The 17,364-nt window shown below is 63.7% G+C and carries 15 protein-coding genes; 11 read left to right on the top strand and 4 right to left on the bottom strand.

Going from position 1 to position 17,364, the window contains the following annotated elements; all coding sequences use genetic code 11:
• Nucleotides 1-330: 330 nt before the first annotated feature.
• The 5 genes from AB4Z53_RS05860 to AB4Z53_RS05840 all read left to right on the top strand — a co-directional run bounded on the left by AB4Z53_RS05860 (nucleotide 331) and on the right by AB4Z53_RS05840 (nucleotide 5,071).
• On the top strand, nucleotides 331-1,833 hold the full coding sequence (locus AB4Z53_RS05860; RefSeq protein WP_291150615.1) for a M81 family metallopeptidase: 1,503 nt from the start codon (nucleotides 331-333) through the stop codon (nucleotides 1,831-1,833).
• Between the two features lie 109 nt (nucleotides 1,834-1,942).
• A complete protein-coding gene (locus AB4Z53_RS05855) occupies nucleotides 1,943-2,215 on the top strand; it encodes a DUF3302 domain-containing protein (RefSeq protein ID WP_113539024.1) in 273 nt (90 codons plus the stop codon).
• Nucleotides 2,212-3,153: an HlyD family secretion protein gene (locus AB4Z53_RS05850; RefSeq protein ID WP_291150619.1), complete on the top strand. Its 942-nt coding sequence runs from the start codon at nucleotides 2,212-2,214 to the stop codon at nucleotides 3,151-3,153. Before AB4Z53_RS05855 ends, AB4Z53_RS05850 begins: the two co-directional genes overlap by 4 nt.
• Before the next feature lie 96 nt (nucleotides 3,154-3,249).
• Nucleotides 3,250-4,110 (top strand): helix-turn-helix transcriptional regulator, encoded by an 861-nt coding sequence (locus AB4Z53_RS05845; protein WP_441595252.1) that lies wholly within the window; start codon nucleotides 3,250-3,252, stop codon nucleotides 4,108-4,110.
• Between the two features lie 88 nt (nucleotides 4,111-4,198).
• Nucleotides 4,199-5,071 carry an NAD(P)H-binding protein gene (locus AB4Z53_RS05840; RefSeq protein ID WP_441595251.1) on the top strand — a complete coding sequence of 291 codons (873 nt, stop codon included), beginning with the start codon at nucleotides 4,199-4,201 and terminating at the stop codon, nucleotides 5,069-5,071.
• Nucleotides 5,072-5,309: 238 nt separating this feature from the next.
• Here the strand turns inward: AB4Z53_RS05840 and AB4Z53_RS05835 are convergent, their stop codons facing one another.
• Complete coding sequence (locus tag AB4Z53_RS05835) at nucleotides 5,310-6,602, bottom strand: MFS transporter (RefSeq protein ID WP_441595250.1); 1,293 nt, start codon at nucleotides 6,600-6,602, stop codon at nucleotides 5,310-5,312.
• 219 nt (nucleotides 6,603-6,821) lie between these two features.
• On the opposite strand from AB4Z53_RS05835, the gene AB4Z53_RS05830 reads away from it, so the two are divergent.
• Nucleotides 6,822-7,754 carry a LysR family transcriptional regulator gene (locus AB4Z53_RS05830; RefSeq protein ID WP_441595249.1) on the top strand — a complete coding sequence of 311 codons (933 nt, stop codon included), beginning with the start codon at nucleotides 6,822-6,824 and terminating at the stop codon, nucleotides 7,752-7,754.
• Nucleotides 7,755-7,836: 82 nt separating this feature from the next.
• On the opposite strand, the gene AB4Z53_RS05825 is transcribed toward AB4Z53_RS05830, so the two are convergent.
• Both AB4Z53_RS05825 and AB4Z53_RS05820 read right to left on the bottom strand, forming a co-directional pair.
• The gene (locus tag AB4Z53_RS05825; protein WP_441595248.1) at nucleotides 7,837-8,850 is read right to left on the bottom strand and encodes an aldo/keto reductase; all 1,014 of its coding nucleotides are present in this window, start codon (nucleotides 8,848-8,850) and stop codon (nucleotides 7,837-7,839) included.
• A 621-nt stretch (nucleotides 8,851-9,471) separates the two neighbouring features.
• The gene (locus tag AB4Z53_RS05820) at nucleotides 9,472-9,876 is read right to left on the bottom strand and encodes a hypothetical protein (protein ID WP_113540467.1); all 405 of its coding nucleotides are present in this window, start codon (nucleotides 9,874-9,876) and stop codon (nucleotides 9,472-9,474) included.
• Nucleotides 9,877-10,145: 269 nt separating this feature from the next.
• On the opposite strand from AB4Z53_RS05820, the gene AB4Z53_RS05815 reads away from it, so the two are divergent.
• From AB4Z53_RS05815 to AB4Z53_RS05800, 4 genes are all read left to right on the top strand, one after another.
• The gene (locus tag AB4Z53_RS05815; protein ID WP_441595247.1) at nucleotides 10,146-12,581 is read left to right on the top strand and encodes an arylsulfatase; all 2,436 of its coding nucleotides are present in this window, start codon (nucleotides 10,146-10,148) and stop codon (nucleotides 12,579-12,581) included.
• A gap of 201 nt (nucleotides 12,582-12,782) precedes the next feature.
• The gene (locus AB4Z53_RS05810; RefSeq protein ID WP_441595246.1) at nucleotides 12,783-13,130 is read left to right on the top strand and encodes a hypothetical protein; all 348 of its coding nucleotides are present in this window, start codon (nucleotides 12,783-12,785) and stop codon (nucleotides 13,128-13,130) included.
• A 236-nt stretch (nucleotides 13,131-13,366) separates the two neighbouring features.
• Nucleotides 13,367-14,005, top strand: coding sequence for a glutathione S-transferase family protein (locus tag AB4Z53_RS05805; protein ID WP_223724734.1), 639 nt, complete (start codon nucleotides 13,367-13,369; stop codon nucleotides 14,003-14,005).
• A gap of 122 nt (nucleotides 14,006-14,127) precedes the next feature.
• Nucleotides 14,128-15,057 carry a hypothetical protein gene (locus tag AB4Z53_RS05800; RefSeq protein ID WP_441595245.1) on the top strand — a complete coding sequence of 310 codons (930 nt, stop codon included), beginning with the start codon at nucleotides 14,128-14,130 and terminating at the stop codon, nucleotides 15,055-15,057.
• A gap of 47 nt (nucleotides 15,058-15,104) precedes the next feature.
• On the opposite strand, the gene AB4Z53_RS05795 is transcribed toward AB4Z53_RS05800, so the two are convergent.
• Nucleotides 15,105-15,437 carry a hypothetical protein gene (locus AB4Z53_RS05795; protein WP_113540472.1) on the bottom strand — a complete coding sequence of 111 codons (333 nt, stop codon included), beginning with the start codon at nucleotides 15,435-15,437 and terminating at the stop codon, nucleotides 15,105-15,107.
• A gap of 333 nt (nucleotides 15,438-15,770) precedes the next feature.
• On the opposite strand from AB4Z53_RS05795, the gene AB4Z53_RS05790 reads away from it, so the two are divergent.
• The gene (locus AB4Z53_RS05790) at nucleotides 15,771-17,243 is read left to right on the top strand and encodes a nucleobase:cation symporter-2 family protein (protein ID WP_441595244.1); all 1,473 of its coding nucleotides are present in this window, start codon (nucleotides 15,771-15,773) and stop codon (nucleotides 17,241-17,243) included.
• The last annotated feature ends 121 nt before the right edge of the window (nucleotides 17,244-17,364 follow it).

Here is a 17,364-nt window from a genome sequence, read left to right as displayed (position 1 = left end):
CGGCGGTCTTGCTGTGCCTCCGTCGGGAGGCATGCCCCAGGTGAAGGGGAAGGCCGCTGAACTCGTTCCCACTGCCCGCCTGCGGGGAGTGGGTTAGTCCTCGGGTTCAACCCGAGGAGAGGGGCAACCTCCTCGAAAGATGCGTGAGGGGCGTCTCTTCCAAGGTGCCGTGAGTGGCCACCGCGGATCCAAGTCCAACTCCACCCAGAATTCGCCGGTCGCGCTATGCGTTCGACGCATCGTGCGGCCGGTGGACAGGCGCGGCGCCGGGGTTTCGCGTTTTCCCCGGCGCCCGTCTCCTTCTCCAATCCGAAAATGAAAGTGCATGCGATGAGCTTCAGGGTCGCCATTCTCGAATTCAACCAGGAAACCAATACGTTTTCGAAGCTCAAAACCGGGTTTCGCGATTTCGAGGCGTGCCACTATTTCGTCGGCGCCGAGATCGAAAGCCATTGCCGCGGCACCAATTCGGAGATCGGCGGTTTCATCGACTGCTGCGAGCGCTATGGCTGGCAGCCGGTCTATACCGTGGCGGCGCGGGCCGAGCCCGGCGGCAGGATAGAGGAGGCGATGCGACAGCGCTTCGTCGCCGATCTCCAAAGCGCGCTTGAAGGCGAAAAGCTCGACGGCGTCTTCATCGTCTTCCACGGCGCCATGTGCACGGAGACGGCTGATGATGCGCAGATCCAGTTGCTGGAGGTGGTGCGCGGTATCGTCGGGCCGGATCTGCCGATCGCCGCGACCTTCGACCTGCATGCCAATTCGGCGCCGGAGATGGCCGGCCTGCTCGATATCGCCGTCTCCTTCCGCACCTATCCGCATGTCGACATGGCCGAATGCGCCCACAAGGCCGGCGCGCTCTTGAACCGCGCCATGCGCGGCGAAATCCGCCCGGCGCTCGCCATCCGCCAGCCGCCGATGCTGAACGGCTGCAACGACGGGCGCACGACCCATGCCTGCGCCATGACCGAGATTCTCGACATCGCCGACGGGATCGCGGCACGCGACGGCATGCTCGCGACCTCGATCAATGCCGGCTTCTACGATGCCGATATCTTCAACACCGGCCCCTCGGCCGTCATCTGCTACGACCGTAATCGAGTGGCGGCCGAAGACGCGGAAGCCGAGGCCGAGCGTCTCTGCCGCGAGATCTGGGACCGGCGCGAGCACCAGGATGTGCAACTGCCACTTGACGCGCTGCCCGGCATCGTCGAGGCACATTCAGCGAAAGATCGCGCCGGGCCGCTGGTGATCGCCGATTTTTCCGACAATCCCGGCTGCGGCGCCTATAGCGATTCCACCTGCATGCTCGCGCGGCTGCTGGAGATCGGCGTCCGAAGCGCCGCCTTCGGCGCGCTCTGCGACCCGGAGGTCGTGGGCGAGCTGATCGCCGCTGGCACCGGTGCGACGCGCGAAGTGACGCTCGGCTGCAAGATCGACCCCGCCGTCGGCGGCGGGCCGATTAGGGTCCGGGGCAGGGTGGAGGCGATCTCGGACGGCAGGATCGTGTTCGAGGGTCCGATGTTTCAGGGTCTGCCGGCGACGATGGGGCCGAGCGTGCGCTTTCATGTCGAAGGCATCGACATCCTCATCTGCAGCGAACGCCAGCAGATGCTCGACCGCAACCTCTTCCGCGCCGTCGGCATCGAGCCTTCCGATTACCAGATCGTCGTCGTCAAATCGCAGCAGCATTTCCGCGCCGCCTTCGGCCCGATCGCGTCCGAGGTCGTCGAGATCGACGGCGATGGCCTGAGCAGCGCCAATATCGGCGCGCGGACATACAAGCGCGTGCGACGTCCGGTCTATCCGCTGGATGGTGGTGAACTCGGCTGAGGCGCGCTGTCGTTCACTGGCCCATGCGGCGCGGATGGTAACCGTTACGTACTTCCGTGCGCGAGGTCTCCAGAGCTAGCCTTCCTCTTAAGAAGGGGAGCGAAACGTCATGAGCTTCATCGATCTTTTCGCCTGGATCGTGCTGATCGTGCTCGTGGCGAGCACGGTCGCGGTCCTCGTGTTTCTCGCCATGCTGCCGGGGTCGATCGCGAGGCGTCGCAATCACCCATGGGCCGAGGCTGTGAATGTCGCCGGCTGGGTGACGCTGTTCCTCGGTTTCGCACTGTGGCCGATCGCGCTCGTCTGGGCCTATGTGGATGTGCCGCGCGCGCATGAGGCGCATACAAATGGGGGCCTATCGAGCGAGGCGGGCCAGCCATGATCGTTGTCCTGCTCAATGTCTATCTGGCCATCCTCTTCTGCCTGGTGAAATTCAGGATCGTGCCTTTCAACCTCTTCTGGAAGGTCTCGCCGGCGATCGTGTTCCTGCTGCTCCTCATCGGCCTTTTCATCCCGATGAACTGGGGCGCGCCGCAGGGCAAGGCGCTGGTGGTGCGCAATTCCGTGGCGATCGTGCCCGATGTCGCCGGCGAGGTGCTGGAGGTGCCGGTCGCTTCCAACAGTCCGCTGAAGGCCGGCGACGTGCTCTTCCGCATCGATCCCGTGCCCTACAAGGCGAAGGTGGATGCGCTGCAGGCCCAGCTGTCGCTGCAGGAGCTCCGGCTTTCGCAGATGACGAAGCTGCAATCGCGCGACGCCGCGACCGAATTCGACGTGCAGCAGCGCCAGGCGGATGTCGACAATCTGAAGGCGCAGATTACCAATGCCGAATGGGAGCTCGGCAAGACGACGGTCCGCGCGCCCGCCGATGGCTATGTGACCAATCTTGCGCTCCGCAAGGGCGCGCGGGTCGCAACCCTGCCGCTGTCACCGGCGATGGCCTTCATCGATACGTCCGAGACGATCATCGGGGTGGAGATCAACCAGATCGACGCGCGCTACATCGAGCCCGGCCAGAGGGTGGAGGCGACGTTCAAGTTCGCGCCCGGCGAGACCTATACCGGCCAGGTCGAAGGCGTGCTGCAGGCAATCGCCTCCGGGCAGGCGCGCGTCTCCGGCACGGCGGTAACGCCGGAGGCGGTCGCGGCCGCACCCTTCGTCGTGCGGGTGAAGCTCGACGACCAGGCCTTCGCCGCACGGCTGCCCGCCGGTGCTGCGGGAGATGCGGCGATCTTTACCGACCGGGTGAAGGCGGCGCATGTGATCCGCCGGGTTCTCCTGCGCCAGATCGCGATCGCCAACTACATCAATCCGTTCTGATCCTTTGTCATACGCAGCCTCGTGCCAGTGGTTGTTAAGCGACCGTTTGGGACATAGCATGGCGTCCGCACACCCGGATCAGAGCCGCGACAGATCATGACACTTTCCGCAATCCAGACGCCGCAAGTGCTGTTGACCAGCGCCGGCAGAGCGTGGCGCGGGCTTGCCGCGGATTTCATCCATATTCCCCGCGGGCGGGTCGATGTGCCCGGCGGCGAAATGCATCGGCTGGGCATGCATTTCGGCCCGCCGGTCAACGCCGATTGTCGCTATGGCGGGCGTCGCATGCGCCGGGTGCAGAAGCCGGGGGATATCGACATCGTGCCGGCGGGCGTCGACGGGTCCTGGGAGGATGATGCGGACTGCCGGATCCTCAGGCTGAGTTTCTCGCGTTCGCTGCTCGATGGCGTGGCGGCGGATCTCGGGCGGGGGAGCGTCGAGCTGCTGCCGCAGATGCAGGTGCGCGATATCAGGCTCGAGGCGATCGGCTGGGCGATCAAGGCGGACCTCGAAGCAGAGACGCCGTCCGATCCGCTCTATGTCGACCTTCTCGCCAATGCGCTGGCCGTGCGGCTGATCGAGACCGCGACCGGCGGCGCGCGGGCGGAAGGGCGCAGTGAACCCAAGCTCTCGGCGCGGCAATTGCGGGTGCTGACCGAGTACATCGAGACCCATCTGGACCAGCGGCTGCATCTCGCCGATGTCGCGGCGGTCGCGGGCTTGAGCGCCACGCGGCTGAAGGTCCTGTTTCGCAACAGCACCGGCCTGCCGGTGCATCAATATGTGATCCGCCGCCGTGTGGAATTTGCTCGTGCGCTGATGACCACGACGACGATGCCGGCAAGCGAGATCGCGGTCGCCGCGGGCTTTTCTCATCAAAGCCATATGGCCTCGACCATGCGCCGACTTCTCGGCGAGACGCCGGGTGCAATCATGCGGCGCGCCAGCGAAATCTGACCGAAGCTGCAAAATCCTGGCTGAATCTGTGCGACCGGGGTCCGCCTGATCCCTAGTCCTTGCCCGTCTTCAGCAAGGAAAAGAGATCATGTTCGTCATTCTCGGAGCGGCCGGAAAGGTCGGGGCATCAACGGCGTCGGCACTGCGCGCGGCGAAGCTGCCGGTGCGGGCGGTGCTGCGCGACGCGGCAAAGGCCGGGCCATTGCAGGCGATCGGCTGCGATATCGCCTTTGCCGATCTGCGCGACACGGCAGCGCTCGGCGCGGCGATCGCGGAGGCCGAGGCCGTGCAGATCATCCTGCCGCCGCCACTCAAGGCCAGGGATGCCCGAGCAGAAATGCGTGCGCTCACGGAGAGCATGGCCGAAGCGCTGGCGCAGGCGCGGCCGAAACGCGTGCTGGCGATCTCCGACTATGGCGCCCATGTGCCCGGGGATATCGGCATGCCCACCGTGTTTCGTCTGTTCGAGGAGCGGCTTCGCCGGCTCGACATGCCCAAGATCTTCCTGCGGTCGGCCGAACACATGGAGGGGTGGGTGCGCGGCATCCCGGCGGCGATCGCAACCGGTGCTCTGCCGAGCCTGCATCACCCGGTCGAGCGGACCTTTGCCGCCGTTTCGACCGGAGATGTGGGGCGCATGGCTGCGGCGCTTCTCCGCCGTCCGGGCGCGGATACGGCAGAGCAGATTGTGCATGTCGAGGGACCGCGTCGCTATAGCGCCAGCGACGTGGCCGTGGCCCTGAGCCAGTTGCTCGGGCGCACGATCACCGCGAAGGCGGTGCCGCGCGGCGGGTGGCAGGAAGCGCTGGAACGGGCCTTGAGCGCCAGCACCGCCCGGCTTCTGGTCGATCTTTACGACGCCCACAACAAGGGCGGTCTGATCGACGTCGAGCCGGGCGGCGAGGTTCGTTACGGAACGACGGGATTGGTCGAGGCTCTGCGGCCCTTCGTGCCGGCCTGATGGAAGGGGCATCGCGGCGTGACGCATCGCGCGTCGTCAGCCGCGAGATGCCGATCCCTTCCAGCCCGCAACCTCACTTTTGACGGCGAATACGCCAAAGCCCCGCGGTCGGATCACCGCGGGGCTTCAAGGCTTGGTGGCAGGAGGCGCCTGATTTTCGCTCGTGCGGGCCAGGCGACAGAGGTGTGCGGGTGGGGCCCGGCGGGTTGGGGACAGGACCGCCGGGACCATGTGGGCCCTACTGCCGAGCCTCCTTCGACAGCAGGGTGAGGCCGAAGAAAACGAGGCCGGCAGCGGTGAGGGCAAAGCCCGCCCAGACGGCCGAGAGCAGGCCATGACCGGCCGCGATCGCGGCACCTCCGGCCTCGGCACCGACGGCATTGGCGACGTTGAGGGCGGCAAGGTTCATGGCGCCCATCAGGCTCGGGGCTTCGGGAGCAAAGCGGGTGAGGCGCACCTGGATCGTCGGGATCGGAGCCATGGTTGCGGCACCCACGCCGAAGAGGGCGGGGAAGAGCAGCCACGGGTTTGCCGCGCCGACTGCAAGCACTGCCAGCGTGGCGAGAGCGGCTGCAAAGCCGAGCACGATACCGCGGGCCGGATAGAGGTCGGCAAGCTTGCCGCCGACGAGGTTGCCGGCCGTCATGCCCATGCCGAACAGCGCGAGCGCCACCGGGATCATGGCGGGCGAAAGGACAGCGACATCGGTGACGATGGGGGCGATGAAGGTGTAGACAGCGAAGATGCTGGCGATGCCGACGGCTGCCACCAGCATCACGCCCCACACGCTTGGCTTGCGCAGCGACGAGAGCTCCTGCACGACCGGAACCCCATCAAGCGCCTTGGTGCGCGGTACCCAGGCCCAGATCGCGACGAAGGCGAGGACGGCAAAGGCGGCGATCGCCAGATAGGTTTCGCGCCATCCGAGTGTCTGGCCGAGGAAGGTTGCGAGCGGCGAGCCGATGATGGTCGCGACCGTCAGCCCGGTCATCACGATGGCAAAGGCCTTGCCGGCCTGGCCGGGGCCGACGACATAGGATGCGACCACGGCGCCGGCGCCGAAATAGGCGCCCTGCGGCAGGCCACTGATGAAGCGGGCGACCATCAGCATGCCCATGTTTGCGGCAATCGCCGAAAGCACGTTGCCGAGGATGAACAGCCCCATCAGCGCCAGAAGCAGCGTGCGCCGGTTCATTTTCGCGGCCGCCAGCGTCATCAGCGGCGCGCCGATGACGACGCCGAAGGCGTAAGCGGTGATGGCGCTGGTGGCTTCCGGCACGCCGATGTTCATGGCTTCAGAAAAGAGCTGGATAATGCCCATGCTGGCAAATTCCGAGGTGCCGATGGCAAAGCTGCCGAGCGCCAGCGCAAGCAGCGTCAGGCGGTTGTTCTGCGGGGTCGGGGCCTCGACGACCGGCGGTGCTGCGCGCCTCCGGGTTGCGATCTGCGCACCACTGACCCGCTGGCGCAGGCTCGCGAAATCGAATGCGGCGGTCGGCGGGGCAAGGCTGGCTTCGACGGTGTGGGACATCTCGGTGATCCTTTTCCTGTTGTGCTGGACCGTCGCTTCTGGACGGTTCGCTTGAGACAACAGATCTCACGACAGGCGGCGAAGCAGTAGACGGTGAGGGTTCCCAGGATCTGATAGGGAAATTCACAGATGCAGCGGCGGGGGCCTGCAACGCCGCGACACAGTGGGTTTTCAGCGCTAATCTGGCGGCAGATCTATGAATTCAAATCGGGGGGCGTCATGGATAACCGGGCAGGCGAGATGATGGTGTTCGTCCAGGTGGTCGAGGCCGGCAGTTTTTCGGAGGCCGCGCGGCAATTGCTGATGACGCCGTCGACCGTGTCCAAGCTCATCCAGCGGCTGGAGGCGCGTCTTGGCATCCGCCTGGTCGAGCGCTCGACCCGGCGGCTGCTTCTGACCCGGGAAGGCGAGTTTTACTATGAGCGGAGCCAGCGGCTGCTTGCCGATCTCGACGAGACCGAACAGCAGATTGCCCACGGAGGTGCCGAGCCCGAAGGGCTGATCCGGGTGAACTCGTCCGTCAGCTTCGGTGCCGCGGCGCTGGAGCCGATCCTGCCCGCCTTCTGGGAAGCCTATCCGAAGATCGTCATCGACCTTTCGCTGTCGGATGAAGTCGTCGATCTCTATCTGGAGCGGACGGATGTGGCGATCCGGGTCGGGCGGCTGCCGGATTCCAATCTGGTGGCGCGCAAGATCGGCGAGACCAAGAGGCGGATTGTCGCGTCACCCGCCTATCTCGCCAGGCGAGGCGTGCCGGAAGCGCCGGAAGACCTGCTTCATCACAATTGCATCGGCTTCAACTTTCGCCGGGCCAATCCGGTGTGGCCGATGCGCGAAGGTGGGCGGATCGTCGAGCGGATGCTGAGCGGCTCGCTTCTGACCAACAACGGCGAAACCATCCGCCGCATGGCGATGGCAGGCGTCGGCATCGGGCGGATTGCCGACTATCACGTGCGCGGTCCGATCGCCCGTGGCGAACTGGTGGAGGTGCTGGCCGACAGCGCGATTGCCGAGGCCGACGATATCCATGCGCTGTTTCGTGGCGCCCAGCTTCTGCCGGCGCGTGTGCGCGCCTTCCTCGATTTTGCCGTGCCCCGCCTGCAGCGCTTTCTGGCMGAGGAGCCGGCAGAGCTTTCCCCGCCCGTGGGATGACGGGCGGAGATGGTGGTTTCAGGGGTATCGAGTTGTCGCAATTCCGACCGGAAAACCGTTTCACGCTTCTCCTGGAATTGGTTTAGCCGGCGATCGGCAGCGGAGCGGCCGGGTTGACGAGGCCGGCTGACTTGAGTTCCCGCCAGAAGTCGGCCGGTACGACCTCGTTGAGGGCGGCGCGGTCTTCGGCGATGCGGCTCGGCTGGCTGGCGCCGGGGATGACGGCTGCGACCGCTGGGTTGGCAAGCGCGAATTGCAGGCCTGCCGCCTTCATCGAGATGCCGTGACGGTCGGCGATCGCCTTGATATTTGCCACCTTCTGCAGGATTGCGGGCGTCACCGGGGCATATTCGAAGTTCGGTCCGCCAACCAGCGCGCCCGAGCTGTAGGGGCCGCCGACGATGATGCCGAGGCCGCGTTCGGCGACCGCAGGCATGACGCGCTGGAGGGCGCGGTCATGGTCAAGCAGCGTGTAGCGCCCGGCAAGCAGGAAGCCGTCCGGCCGGGGACCTTCGAGCGCCAGCAGCAGTTCGATCGGCTCGACCCGGTTGACGCCGAGGCCCCAAGACTTGATCACGCCCTCGTCGCGTAACTTGTCGAGCGCCTTGAAGGCGCCGTTGCGCGCGGTTTCGAAGACACTCAGCCATTCGTCGCCGTAGAAATCCTGGGCAACGTCGTGGACGAAGGCGATCTCGATGCGGTCGGTCTTCAGGCGCTTGAGGCTGTCTTCGATCGAGCGCAGCGTCGCGTCGTAGGTATAGTCGTTGACGATCTTGTTGGGGCGGCCATAGCGGAAGACGTCGCCCTTTTCGCCGAGATCGCGGGCGCTGACATCCTCGATCTCGTCGAGGATGACCCGGCCGACCTTGGTGCTGATGACATATTCGTCGCGCGGGCGCTCTGCGAGCGCTTCGCCCATGCGGATTTCCGCAAGGCCGGCGCCGTAGAACGGGGCGTTGTCGAAGTAGCGAATGCCGTCGTTCCAGGCGGCCTCGACGGTGCCAAGCGCTTCCTGTTCCGGAATTTCACGGAACATGTTGCCGAGCGGTGCTGCGCCGAAGCCGAGCTTGCCGGGAAGAATATCCTTGAGTGCCATTGCCTTGTCCTTTGATCAAGAGGCAGGCGGTGCCTGCGTCGTTGAAGTCTACGTTGGTGGATCCGGGACGAAGCTTCGGTGAAGTGCATCGCCGTTGGGTAGAGAGATAGGTCAGGCGGCGGATGGCCGGTAGCCGGGCGGGTTTCGCAACATCTGGGAAGCGAATTCACAGATGCGAGACGGTCAATCTTTCGGGTGTGGCATGGCGCTCGCAATCTCGCGGCGCTGGGCTCGACGCCGAATGGGACCGCCCGGCCAACGCTCCGGGTGCGCAGAGGCGATCGATCTGTCGGCGCGGGGTGCGGGCCGCCATTGCGGGCTCGCTCGTCTGGCAGCGCTAGGAGACGAACGGGTTACGCGGCCGGGCAAAGGCCGGGGGGGCAATGGGACAAGACGGTGCTTGGAAAGTTCACCGGGGAGTGGCCGAGGCCTCGATAGGGAGCACGGGTCTTCACGCGGTCACGGTGTTCGCAGAGCGCCAGTATCGTCCTTGGACGCGCTGATGATCTTCACCGCGCCGGCCGGACAGTCGTTCCCAGCTGGAGACGCTCAAGGTAGGCCCGTCCACCGGGGTGGGGGCGAAGATCGCCCCAACCGTCGACGTCAAGCCGCAGATGCATTTTACCAGTTGTTGTAGCCGCGAACCGGGCAGCTGGGCTGAAGGCCGAAGATGATCGTGCGGCGGTGCGATCCTCTGATTTCGATCCACTGATTGGTGGTTCGACCGACTCTGGCGTTCTGCAGGCCCTCGGCCCGTGCTATCGCCAAAGCGCGCTGCGGGGTACAAATGCGGCCGGCGCGGCGATCACGATAATTGCGGTCGCGATAGTAGCGGTCGCGATAGTTGCGGTCGCGATAATAATCGTCGCCATAGTCCTCGTCGTAGTAGCGTCGGCCATCGTCATATCTTGGCCCACCGCCATCGATATAGAGCTCTACGCCCTGAGCATGGGCAGCGCCCGGCATCAGGGCTGCGCCGGGTATCAACGACGCGAGCATCAGGCTGATTGAAATGATCTTTCTCATGGATATACCTCCGAATCGGTAGCCTATCTAACGCTTCTGTTTATGAACGCAGCCCGAACGGAATTGTTCGCGCAGCGAAAGACGCGGGTCTGGGCGACCCGGACAGACCGTCTGCGGCGCATTGGTCGGAGATGACTGGGGCTCGAAAAGACCGGTCGTAAAACAAACGCGCGTCAGGTTGTTCTACCTTTCCCGTGCGCGGTGATTTGCGTATATTAGGTCACCCTAATTCGGAGAGGGTTCAACGATCTGCAACAGAGGTGTTCGCCATGACCATTGGCCAGAGCATGCTTGCGGGTGCAGCTTTCTTCGCGCTTGGTTTTACGCCCGCATGGGCACAGCAGGTTTCAGGGACGCTCGGCGCACCCGGAGCGACCACGACAATCACGGGTAAGCAGTTGCCGTCGCCAAGTCCGGCTTTTGGCGGCGTGATCAAGGAAAAGGCCTCGGAATCGACGCCCTGGTGGACGCCGCGCGTCGTGCCTCCGAAAGGCGCCCCCAATGTGCTGCTCATCATGACGGACGACCAGGGCTTCGGTGCACCGAGCACCTTTGGCGGGGTCATTCCGACACCGGCGATGGACCGTATCGCCAATGAGGGGTTGCGCTTTACCAACTTCCACTCGACATCGCTTTGCTCGCCGTCTCGCGCGGCTCTGATCACCGGGCGCAATCACCATTCCGTCGGTTTCGGCGTGGTCGGCGAAATCGCTACCGGCTACCCCGGTTACGATTCGATCATTCCCATCGAAAAAGGAACGATCGGCACGATCCTCAAGGAGAATGGCTATGCCACCGCGTGGTTCGGCAAGAACCACAACACGCCGTCCTACCAATCGAGCCAGGCGGGGCCGTTCAACCAATGGCCGACAGGCATGGGCTTCGATTATTTCTACGGCTTCGTCGGCGGCGATGCCAGCCAGTGGCAGCCGAACCTGTTCCGCAACACGACCGCCATCTATCCGTTTGAGGGCAACCCCAAATGGAACCTGGAAACAGCCATGGCCGACGAGGCGATCCAGCACATCAAGCAGTTGAGCGAGATCGCCCCCGGCAAGCCCTGGCTTGTCTATTACGTACCCGGTGCCACCCATGCGCCGCACCACCCGACGCCCGAATGGATCAAGAGGATCAGCGACATGCACCTCTTCGACGAGGGCTGGAACAAGGTTCGCGAGACGATCTTCGCCAATCAGAAGCGGCTCGGCATCATGCCTGAGAGCGCGAAGCTCACGCCATGGCCGGAAGGGCTGCCGCAATGGGATTCCCTCAGTATCGAGGAGAAGAAATTGTTTATCAGGCAGGCCGATGTGTACGGCGCCTACCTTGCCTATGCCGACAACGAGATCGGGCGCGTCATCCAGGCGGTGGAAGACCTCGGAGAGCTCGACAACACCCTGATCATCTACATCGGCGGCGACAACGGAGCGAGCGCCGAAGGCATGGTCAACGGCACACCGAACGAGTTCACCACGTTCAACGGTGTCGAGGTACCGGTCAAGGACCAGTTTCTCTGGTATCCGTTCTGGGGTTCGGAGCGGACATTCCCGCATTTCGCGGCCGGTTGGGCCTGGGCGATGGATACCCCCTTCAAGTGGGTCAAGCAGGTGCCTTCGCACTTCGGCGGGACGGCGCAGGGCATGGTCATGTCCTGGCCGGGCCACATCAATGACGCCGGCAGCATCCGCCGGCAGTTCCACCACTTTATCGACATCGTGCCGACGATCCTGGAAGCGGCCGGCATATCGCAACCGGAGACGATCAACGGCATCACGCAGGAGCCGATCGAAGGCGTCAGCATGGCCTATACATGGGACAAGGCGAATGCCACGGCCCCGACGCAACACCAGACGCAGTACTTCGAGATGCTGGGAAACCGCGCGATCTACCACGACGGATGGATCGCCGCGACGACGCCCGCGACACTGCCGTGGGAACTCAGCACCAAGACGCCTCCCGACGTGATCACCGGCTACAACTGGGAACTCTACAACGTCGACGAAGATCCGACGCAGTTCTCCGATCTTGCCGCCAAGATGCCCGACAAGCTGAAGGAATTGCAGGGCCTCTTCTATGCCGAAGCGAAGAAGTACAACGTGCTGCCGCTCGACAATTCGACGCTCGCACGCTGGAACGCTCCTCGACCCAACCTGACGGCCGGACGGACGGAATTCACCTATCGGGGAGAATTGAGCGGTGTACCGGCCAGTGCCGCGCCCAGCACCTTGAACAGGTCCTATACGATTACCGCCGAGGTCGAGATACCCGACGGCGGTGCCCAAGGCATGATCGTCACCGAAGGCGGCCGCTTTGGCGGTTACGGCCTCTTCCTCAGCAAGGGAGACTTCGGTGTCGGTAGCGGGAAGGTCGTGTTCCTCTACAATCTCCTCGACCTCAAGCGTACCATGTGGGAGGGACCGGAGCTCGAACCCGGCAGGCACACGATCGTCTTCGACTTCAAGTCGGATGGAAAGGGACTTGGCGCCGGCGGCACGGGCGTTCTGTCGGTGGACGGCAAGGAGGTCGCCAGGAACAGCATAGACCATGGCATCCCGGTTACCTTCCCCGAGGATGAGACCTTTGACGTCGGTCTCGACACACGCACCGGCGTCGCCTTGCTGGAATATCGCTATGACACGCCGTTCCGCTTCACGGGCAAGATCGACAAGCTGACTTTCGAATTGAAGCCAAACGCAACGCCCTAGAGCGACTTTTCCGCTTTCAGGGGTCCACTGAAAGCGGGATGCTCTAGAGCGCCGTGCGTTCAAGCGAACGCAYTAAGGACGCTCTAGCTCTTTGAATCTAGAGCATCTTTCCGCTCCCAGTGGTTCCACTTGAGGGCGGGAAGCTCTAGCGCCGGTGGATCGCAAGGCTTGGACTTAAACGGCTGGCGGAGGTGCGTTCCTATGATACGCGTGCTTGATCTCGCCGCCTTCGGGGAGATGGCAACAGGGCTCGCGCTGGTGGTGGTGCCTTCGTTTGTGGGGCAGGTATTGCTTGGCGAAGTACTGACCGGCCCTGCTATCCCGACGGCCCGGGTGGCAGGAATTGCCCTGATCGCACTCGGGCTTGCCTGCTGGAAGAACTCAGGTCTTCTCGGCATGCTGATCTACAGCGCGGCAGTCACGTTCTACCTGGCTTTCCTCGGACTGACGGACGGTTCCGTGGGCGTCCTGCTGTGGCCAGCCGTCGCAGTTCATGCGGTTCTGTCGGTCCTGCTTTGGCGCAGTCCTGACAAATCCAACACCAGCTAGAGTGCGGTGCCTTCAACCGAACGTACCAAGGACGCCCTGGAACTCTCATTCCAGAGCATCTTTCGCCTCCGGTGCTTCCACTTGAGAGCGGGATGCTCCTGTTCACCCGTCGGCAACCATATTTAGGCGGATGACTGTTCTTTCAAGCCGAAGCGGCGCTCGATTATTCTCTCGCGCCTGTCGGCGAGCGGCGCCTTCGTTCGTCTTCATAGCGTGTATGCAGGGAGAGAGACCGCATGAAGCTCTATTTCAGCCGTAACCCCAATCCTCGACTGGCGGTCGCCGCCGCCCGCTTCCTGAGGGCCGAGGTCGCGTTCGAATTTGCCGAGCCGCTGGCGCCGGGTAAGGCGGAGCGCTATCGGCCGCTCAACCCCAACCTGCTGCTGCCGATCCTGGAACGGCCGGGCCGCTCGCTCTGGGAGGCGGATGCGATCGCCTGCTTTCTTTCGCGCAGGACAGGCTCCAACTTCTGGCGAGCGGATGACGACGAGCCCGAGATGATCCGCTGGATCAGCTGGGGCAAGGAGAACTTCATCAGGGCCTGCGACATGGTGCATTGGGAGCGCGGCACCAAGCTGCGCTACGGTATCGGCTCCTGTGACGAGGCCATGGTGGAGGAGGGGCTGAAGGCCTTTCACAAGGCCGCCCGGCTGCTTGAGGCCGAGCTCTCCGGCCGCGCCTGGCTGGTTGGCGATACCGTCTCCTTCGCCGATTTTCGCATGGCGACGTTCCTGCCTTACAACGATGCGGCGCGGCTGCCGGTCGAGGACTATCCGGCGCTCAGGCGCTGGTCTCGCCAACTCGAGGAGATCGACGCCTGGCGTGATCCTTTCCGCGGCCTCACTGCGCCGGAAATGCCGCCGCTTCCTGCCTGAGCGGAAGGCGCAAGGGCGTATCGAAAGGCCGCTGCCGCCGGGTCTGCTGCCGCTGGATTTCGTCTGCATTCCCAGTATGATGGGGGTCCAGCCCTCCTTCCGCTTGGCCGCCATCCGCGCGGTTGAGCGTGCCGAAAACTCCCATCATGTCGTTATCCGTCGTTTCCGCCGCGGCGCTATCGCCGCCTTATTCTGCCGAAGATCTGGTCCGGATGGATCGCTTTCGCGAGGGGCTCGATTCCGCTGCGCGCGAACTGCTGGAAACCCATCTCGCCCTGCCGCGCGAGGTGCACTACGTGGCCGATCTGCGGCGCTGGATGCTCAGCCAGATGACGATGGCCATGCATTTCGAGCATAGGCAGGACCGCACATGCCTGCCGATTTCGCCGGGCATTCTCGCCCGCACCATGAGTGTGATCGCCAGCCGCAACACCGCGCATGCATTCCTTTTTGAAATGCGGAGATACGGATTTGTCGCGCCGCTCGAGAGCGCGGACGGCCGGCAGCGCGCGGTTCGCGCAACCGAGATGAGCGAGCAGCTCATCCGACGATATTTCGATATTCATCTCCGGGCGCTGGACATCATCGATGGCGGCGGGCGCTTCGCGCTGTCGCGGCAGCAGCCGGACCTCCTGCACCGGGCGCAGCCCCGGTTTGCGCGCCTGCTCTTGGCGCGGCGCGATTGGCACAAGCCACCACCAAGCATTGCCAAATTCGTCCGCTCCGATTCCGGAAGCAGCGTCCTGCACGACCTGATCAAGAATGTGCCGTCGCTGCCTACCGATAGCGCGGCGCCGGTCTGGATCGGAAAGGTTTCTCCCAACGCCCTGTCGAGCCGATACCGTATTTCCAGAACGCATACGGCGCGGCTCTTTGGCCTGGCGCGGGAGGCGGGGCTGATCGGCTGGGCAAAGAAGAGCAATCGCGGCGCGTGCTGGATTTCGTCGGCGCTGGTGCACGATTACCGCTACTGGCAGGCCATCAAGCTTTCGGCCGTTGCGACCGCCTTTGCCGAAGCCTGTCTCACAAGCGGTGCATTGAAAGCCGCCTGAAGATGCATGCGGCGGGGGGGCCGCTGAGGCTCCCCGCCGGGCGTTCATTACTCGTGGATCGTATAGGAACCCATTTCGCAGAGGTCCTGCGTATCCGTCGTCGTGTCGAGATCCTCGCCCTGGAATTCGAAGCGCATGTCATACCGGCAGACGCTGCGGCCATCGGCGATGGTGATTTCCATCTCTTCGCCGGGGCCAAGAGCCTGGCGGCCGAAGATGTCGTCTTCCCAGCTGTCGACGCCGGTCGGCGAAGCGTAGAAGTTGTTCAGAACCGAGTTCGTGCCGTTCTTCAGCGTGAAGACGAGATCCTCGGCATGGGCTGCGGTCGATGCACACAGCACGGCCGCCGACGCCAAAAAGGCGAAGCGAAATTTTTTCATGTTTTCAACCTGTTGGAATATGTTATTGCGAAGTACTGCGGAAGTTCTTTAGCCGAACTCGAAACCGATCTAAAGGTCGCTGTCGTACCATCTTTGGGTTTATCGGGATCTATTTGACCGGGCCGGCAGGTGAGGGCGAAATCGCCCCAAGGTTGGCGTTGAACGCCGTTGCCGATGGGCCCGCACGGACGCCGGAGCGGCTCCCACGCATTCCCGTTCGAATCCCGAAAGGTGTTTCGCGTTTTTTAGGAAGGCGCGATTTGCCGCCCTTCCGTTACCTTTTGGTTGTCCCGCTGGAGACGGGGCAATCGCAAAGGTATGGAGGAGATACCCTTGGCAAGTATTGCAGAGGAAAACGCACTACCAGAGAATCCCGAAGACGAACGGCTGAGCATCGGCGCCAATCTGGCCTATGGTCTGCAGCATGTCTTGACCATGTATGGCGGCATCGTTGCCGTCCCGTTGATCCTTGGCCAGGCGGCGGGCCTGAATTCCGCCGATGTCGGCCTGCTCGTCACCGCCTCGCTCTTTGCCGGCGGTCTTGCGACCATCCTGCAGACGATCGGCGTGCCTTACTTCGGCAGCCGGCTGCCGCTGGTGCAGGGGGTTTCGTTCTCGGGCGTCGCGACGATGATCGCGATTTCGGGCAACGGCGGCATCCCGGCGATCCTGGGCGCGGTCATCGCGGCCTCGCTGATCGGCCTTTTGATCACGCCGGTATTTTCGCGCATCACCCGCTTCTTCCCGCCGCTGGTCACCGGCATCGTCATCACCACCATCGGCCTGACGCTGATGCCGGTGGCGGCATTCTGGGCCATGGGCGGAAACAAGGCGGCGCCGGACTTCGGCAGCACCGCCAATATCCAGCTTGCGGCCGTGACGCTGATCATCGTGCTGCTCTTGAGCAAGCTCGGCGACGCGTCGATTTCCCGCCTTTCGATCCTGCTTTCGATCGTCATCGGCACGGGCATCGCCTATGTGGCCGGCATGACCGATTTTTCGCAAGTGGCCAACGGCCCGGTCTTCGCGCTGCCGAAGATTTTCCACTTCGGCTATCCGACCTTCGAGCTCGCCGCGATCATCTCGATGCTGATCGTCATCATGGTGACGCTGGTCGAAACCTCGGCCGATATTCTCGCCGTCGGTGAGATCGTCGAGACCAAGGTGGATTCGCGCCGGCTCGGCGACGGGCTTCGCGCCGACATGCTGTCGAGCATTCTCGCGCCGATCGTCGGTTCCTTCACCCAGAGCGCCTTTGCCCAGAATGTCGGGCTCGTTGCGGTCACCGGCGTCAAGAGCCGCTATGTGGTGGCAACCGGCGGCCTGTTCCTGGTGACGCTCGGCCTGTTGCCGATCATGGGGCGCATCGTTGCCTCCGTTCCGACCTCGGTTCTCGGCGGCGCCGGCATCGTGCTCTTCGGCACGGTTGCGGCGAGCGGTATCCGCACGCTGTCCAAGGTCGAGTACAACAACAATATGAACCTGGTCATCGTTGCGACATCCATCGGCTTCGGCATGATCCCGATCGCAGCTCCCGGTTTCTACGAGCACTTCCCGGCCTGGGTCGCGACGATCTTCCATTCGGGCATCTCGTCGGCGGCAGTCATGGCGATCCTGCTCAACCTGTTGTTCAACCACTTCACCGCGGGCAATTCCGATCAGCAGTCGGTGTTCGTGGCGGCGACGGAGCGCACGATCCGCTACCAGGATATTGCGCGGCTTCATGACGGCGACTATTTCCTCAACGGCAAGCTCTACGACGCCAAGGGCGTCGAGGTGCCATTGATCGTGGCGGAGGCGCACTGAGCCGACCATCGCCTCGTACATGCAATCCCGGGTGACGCCCTCTTGAGACGTCTTGCGGAATTGCCTTGAAATGCACAATCCGAAGGCCGCTTCGGATTGTTTTGAGAGCCCGCCATTCCGG

Source organism: Ensifer sp. 2TAB8 (assembly GCF_052115125.1).
Taxonomy (GTDB): Bacteria; Pseudomonadota; Alphaproteobacteria; order Rhizobiales; family Rhizobiaceae; genus Ensifer.
This window is presented reverse-complemented; position numbering and strand designations above follow the sequence as displayed.

Excerpts from the sequence above, each read along its gene's own strand:
- AB4Z53_RS05860 (WP_291150615.1), top strand. The coding sequence starts at position 331 with ATGAGCTTCAGGGTCGCCATTCTCGAATTCAACCAGGAAACCAATACG.
- AB4Z53_RS05855 (WP_113539024.1), top strand. The coding sequence starts at position 1,943 with ATGAGCTTCATCGATCTTTTCGCCTGGATCGTGCTGATCGTGCTCGTG.
- AB4Z53_RS05850 (WP_291150619.1), top strand. The coding sequence starts at position 2,212 with ATGATCGTTGTCCTGCTCAATGTCTATCTGGCCATCCTCTTCTGCCTG.
- AB4Z53_RS05845 (WP_441595252.1), top strand. The coding sequence starts at position 3,250 with ATGACACTTTCCGCAATCCAGACGCCGCAAGTGCTGTTGACCAGCGCC.
- AB4Z53_RS05840 (WP_441595251.1), top strand. The coding sequence starts at position 4,199 with ATGTTCGTCATTCTCGGAGCGGCCGGAAAGGTCGGGGCATCAACGGCG.
- AB4Z53_RS05835 (WP_441595250.1), bottom strand. The coding sequence starts at position 6,602 with ATGTCCCACACCGTCGAAGCCAGCCTTGCCCCGCCGACCGCCGCATTC.
- AB4Z53_RS05825 (WP_441595248.1), bottom strand. The coding sequence starts at position 8,850 with ATGGCACTCAAGGATATTCTTCCCGGCAAGCTCGGCTTCGGCGCAGCA.
- AB4Z53_RS05820 (WP_113540467.1), bottom strand. The coding sequence starts at position 9,876 with ATGAGAAAGATCATTTCAATCAGCCTGATGCTCGCGTCGTTGATACCC.
- AB4Z53_RS05815 (WP_441595247.1), top strand. The coding sequence starts at position 10,146 with ATGACCATTGGCCAGAGCATGCTTGCGGGTGCAGCTTTCTTCGCGCTT.
- AB4Z53_RS05810 (WP_441595246.1), top strand. The coding sequence starts at position 12,783 with ATGATACGCGTGCTTGATCTCGCCGCCTTCGGGGAGATGGCAACAGGG.
- AB4Z53_RS05805 (WP_223724734.1), top strand. The coding sequence starts at position 13,367 with ATGAAGCTCTATTTCAGCCGTAACCCCAATCCTCGACTGGCGGTCGCC.
- AB4Z53_RS05795 (WP_113540472.1), bottom strand. The coding sequence starts at position 15,437 with ATGAAAAAATTTCGCTTCGCCTTTTTGGCGTCGGCGGCCGTGCTGTGT.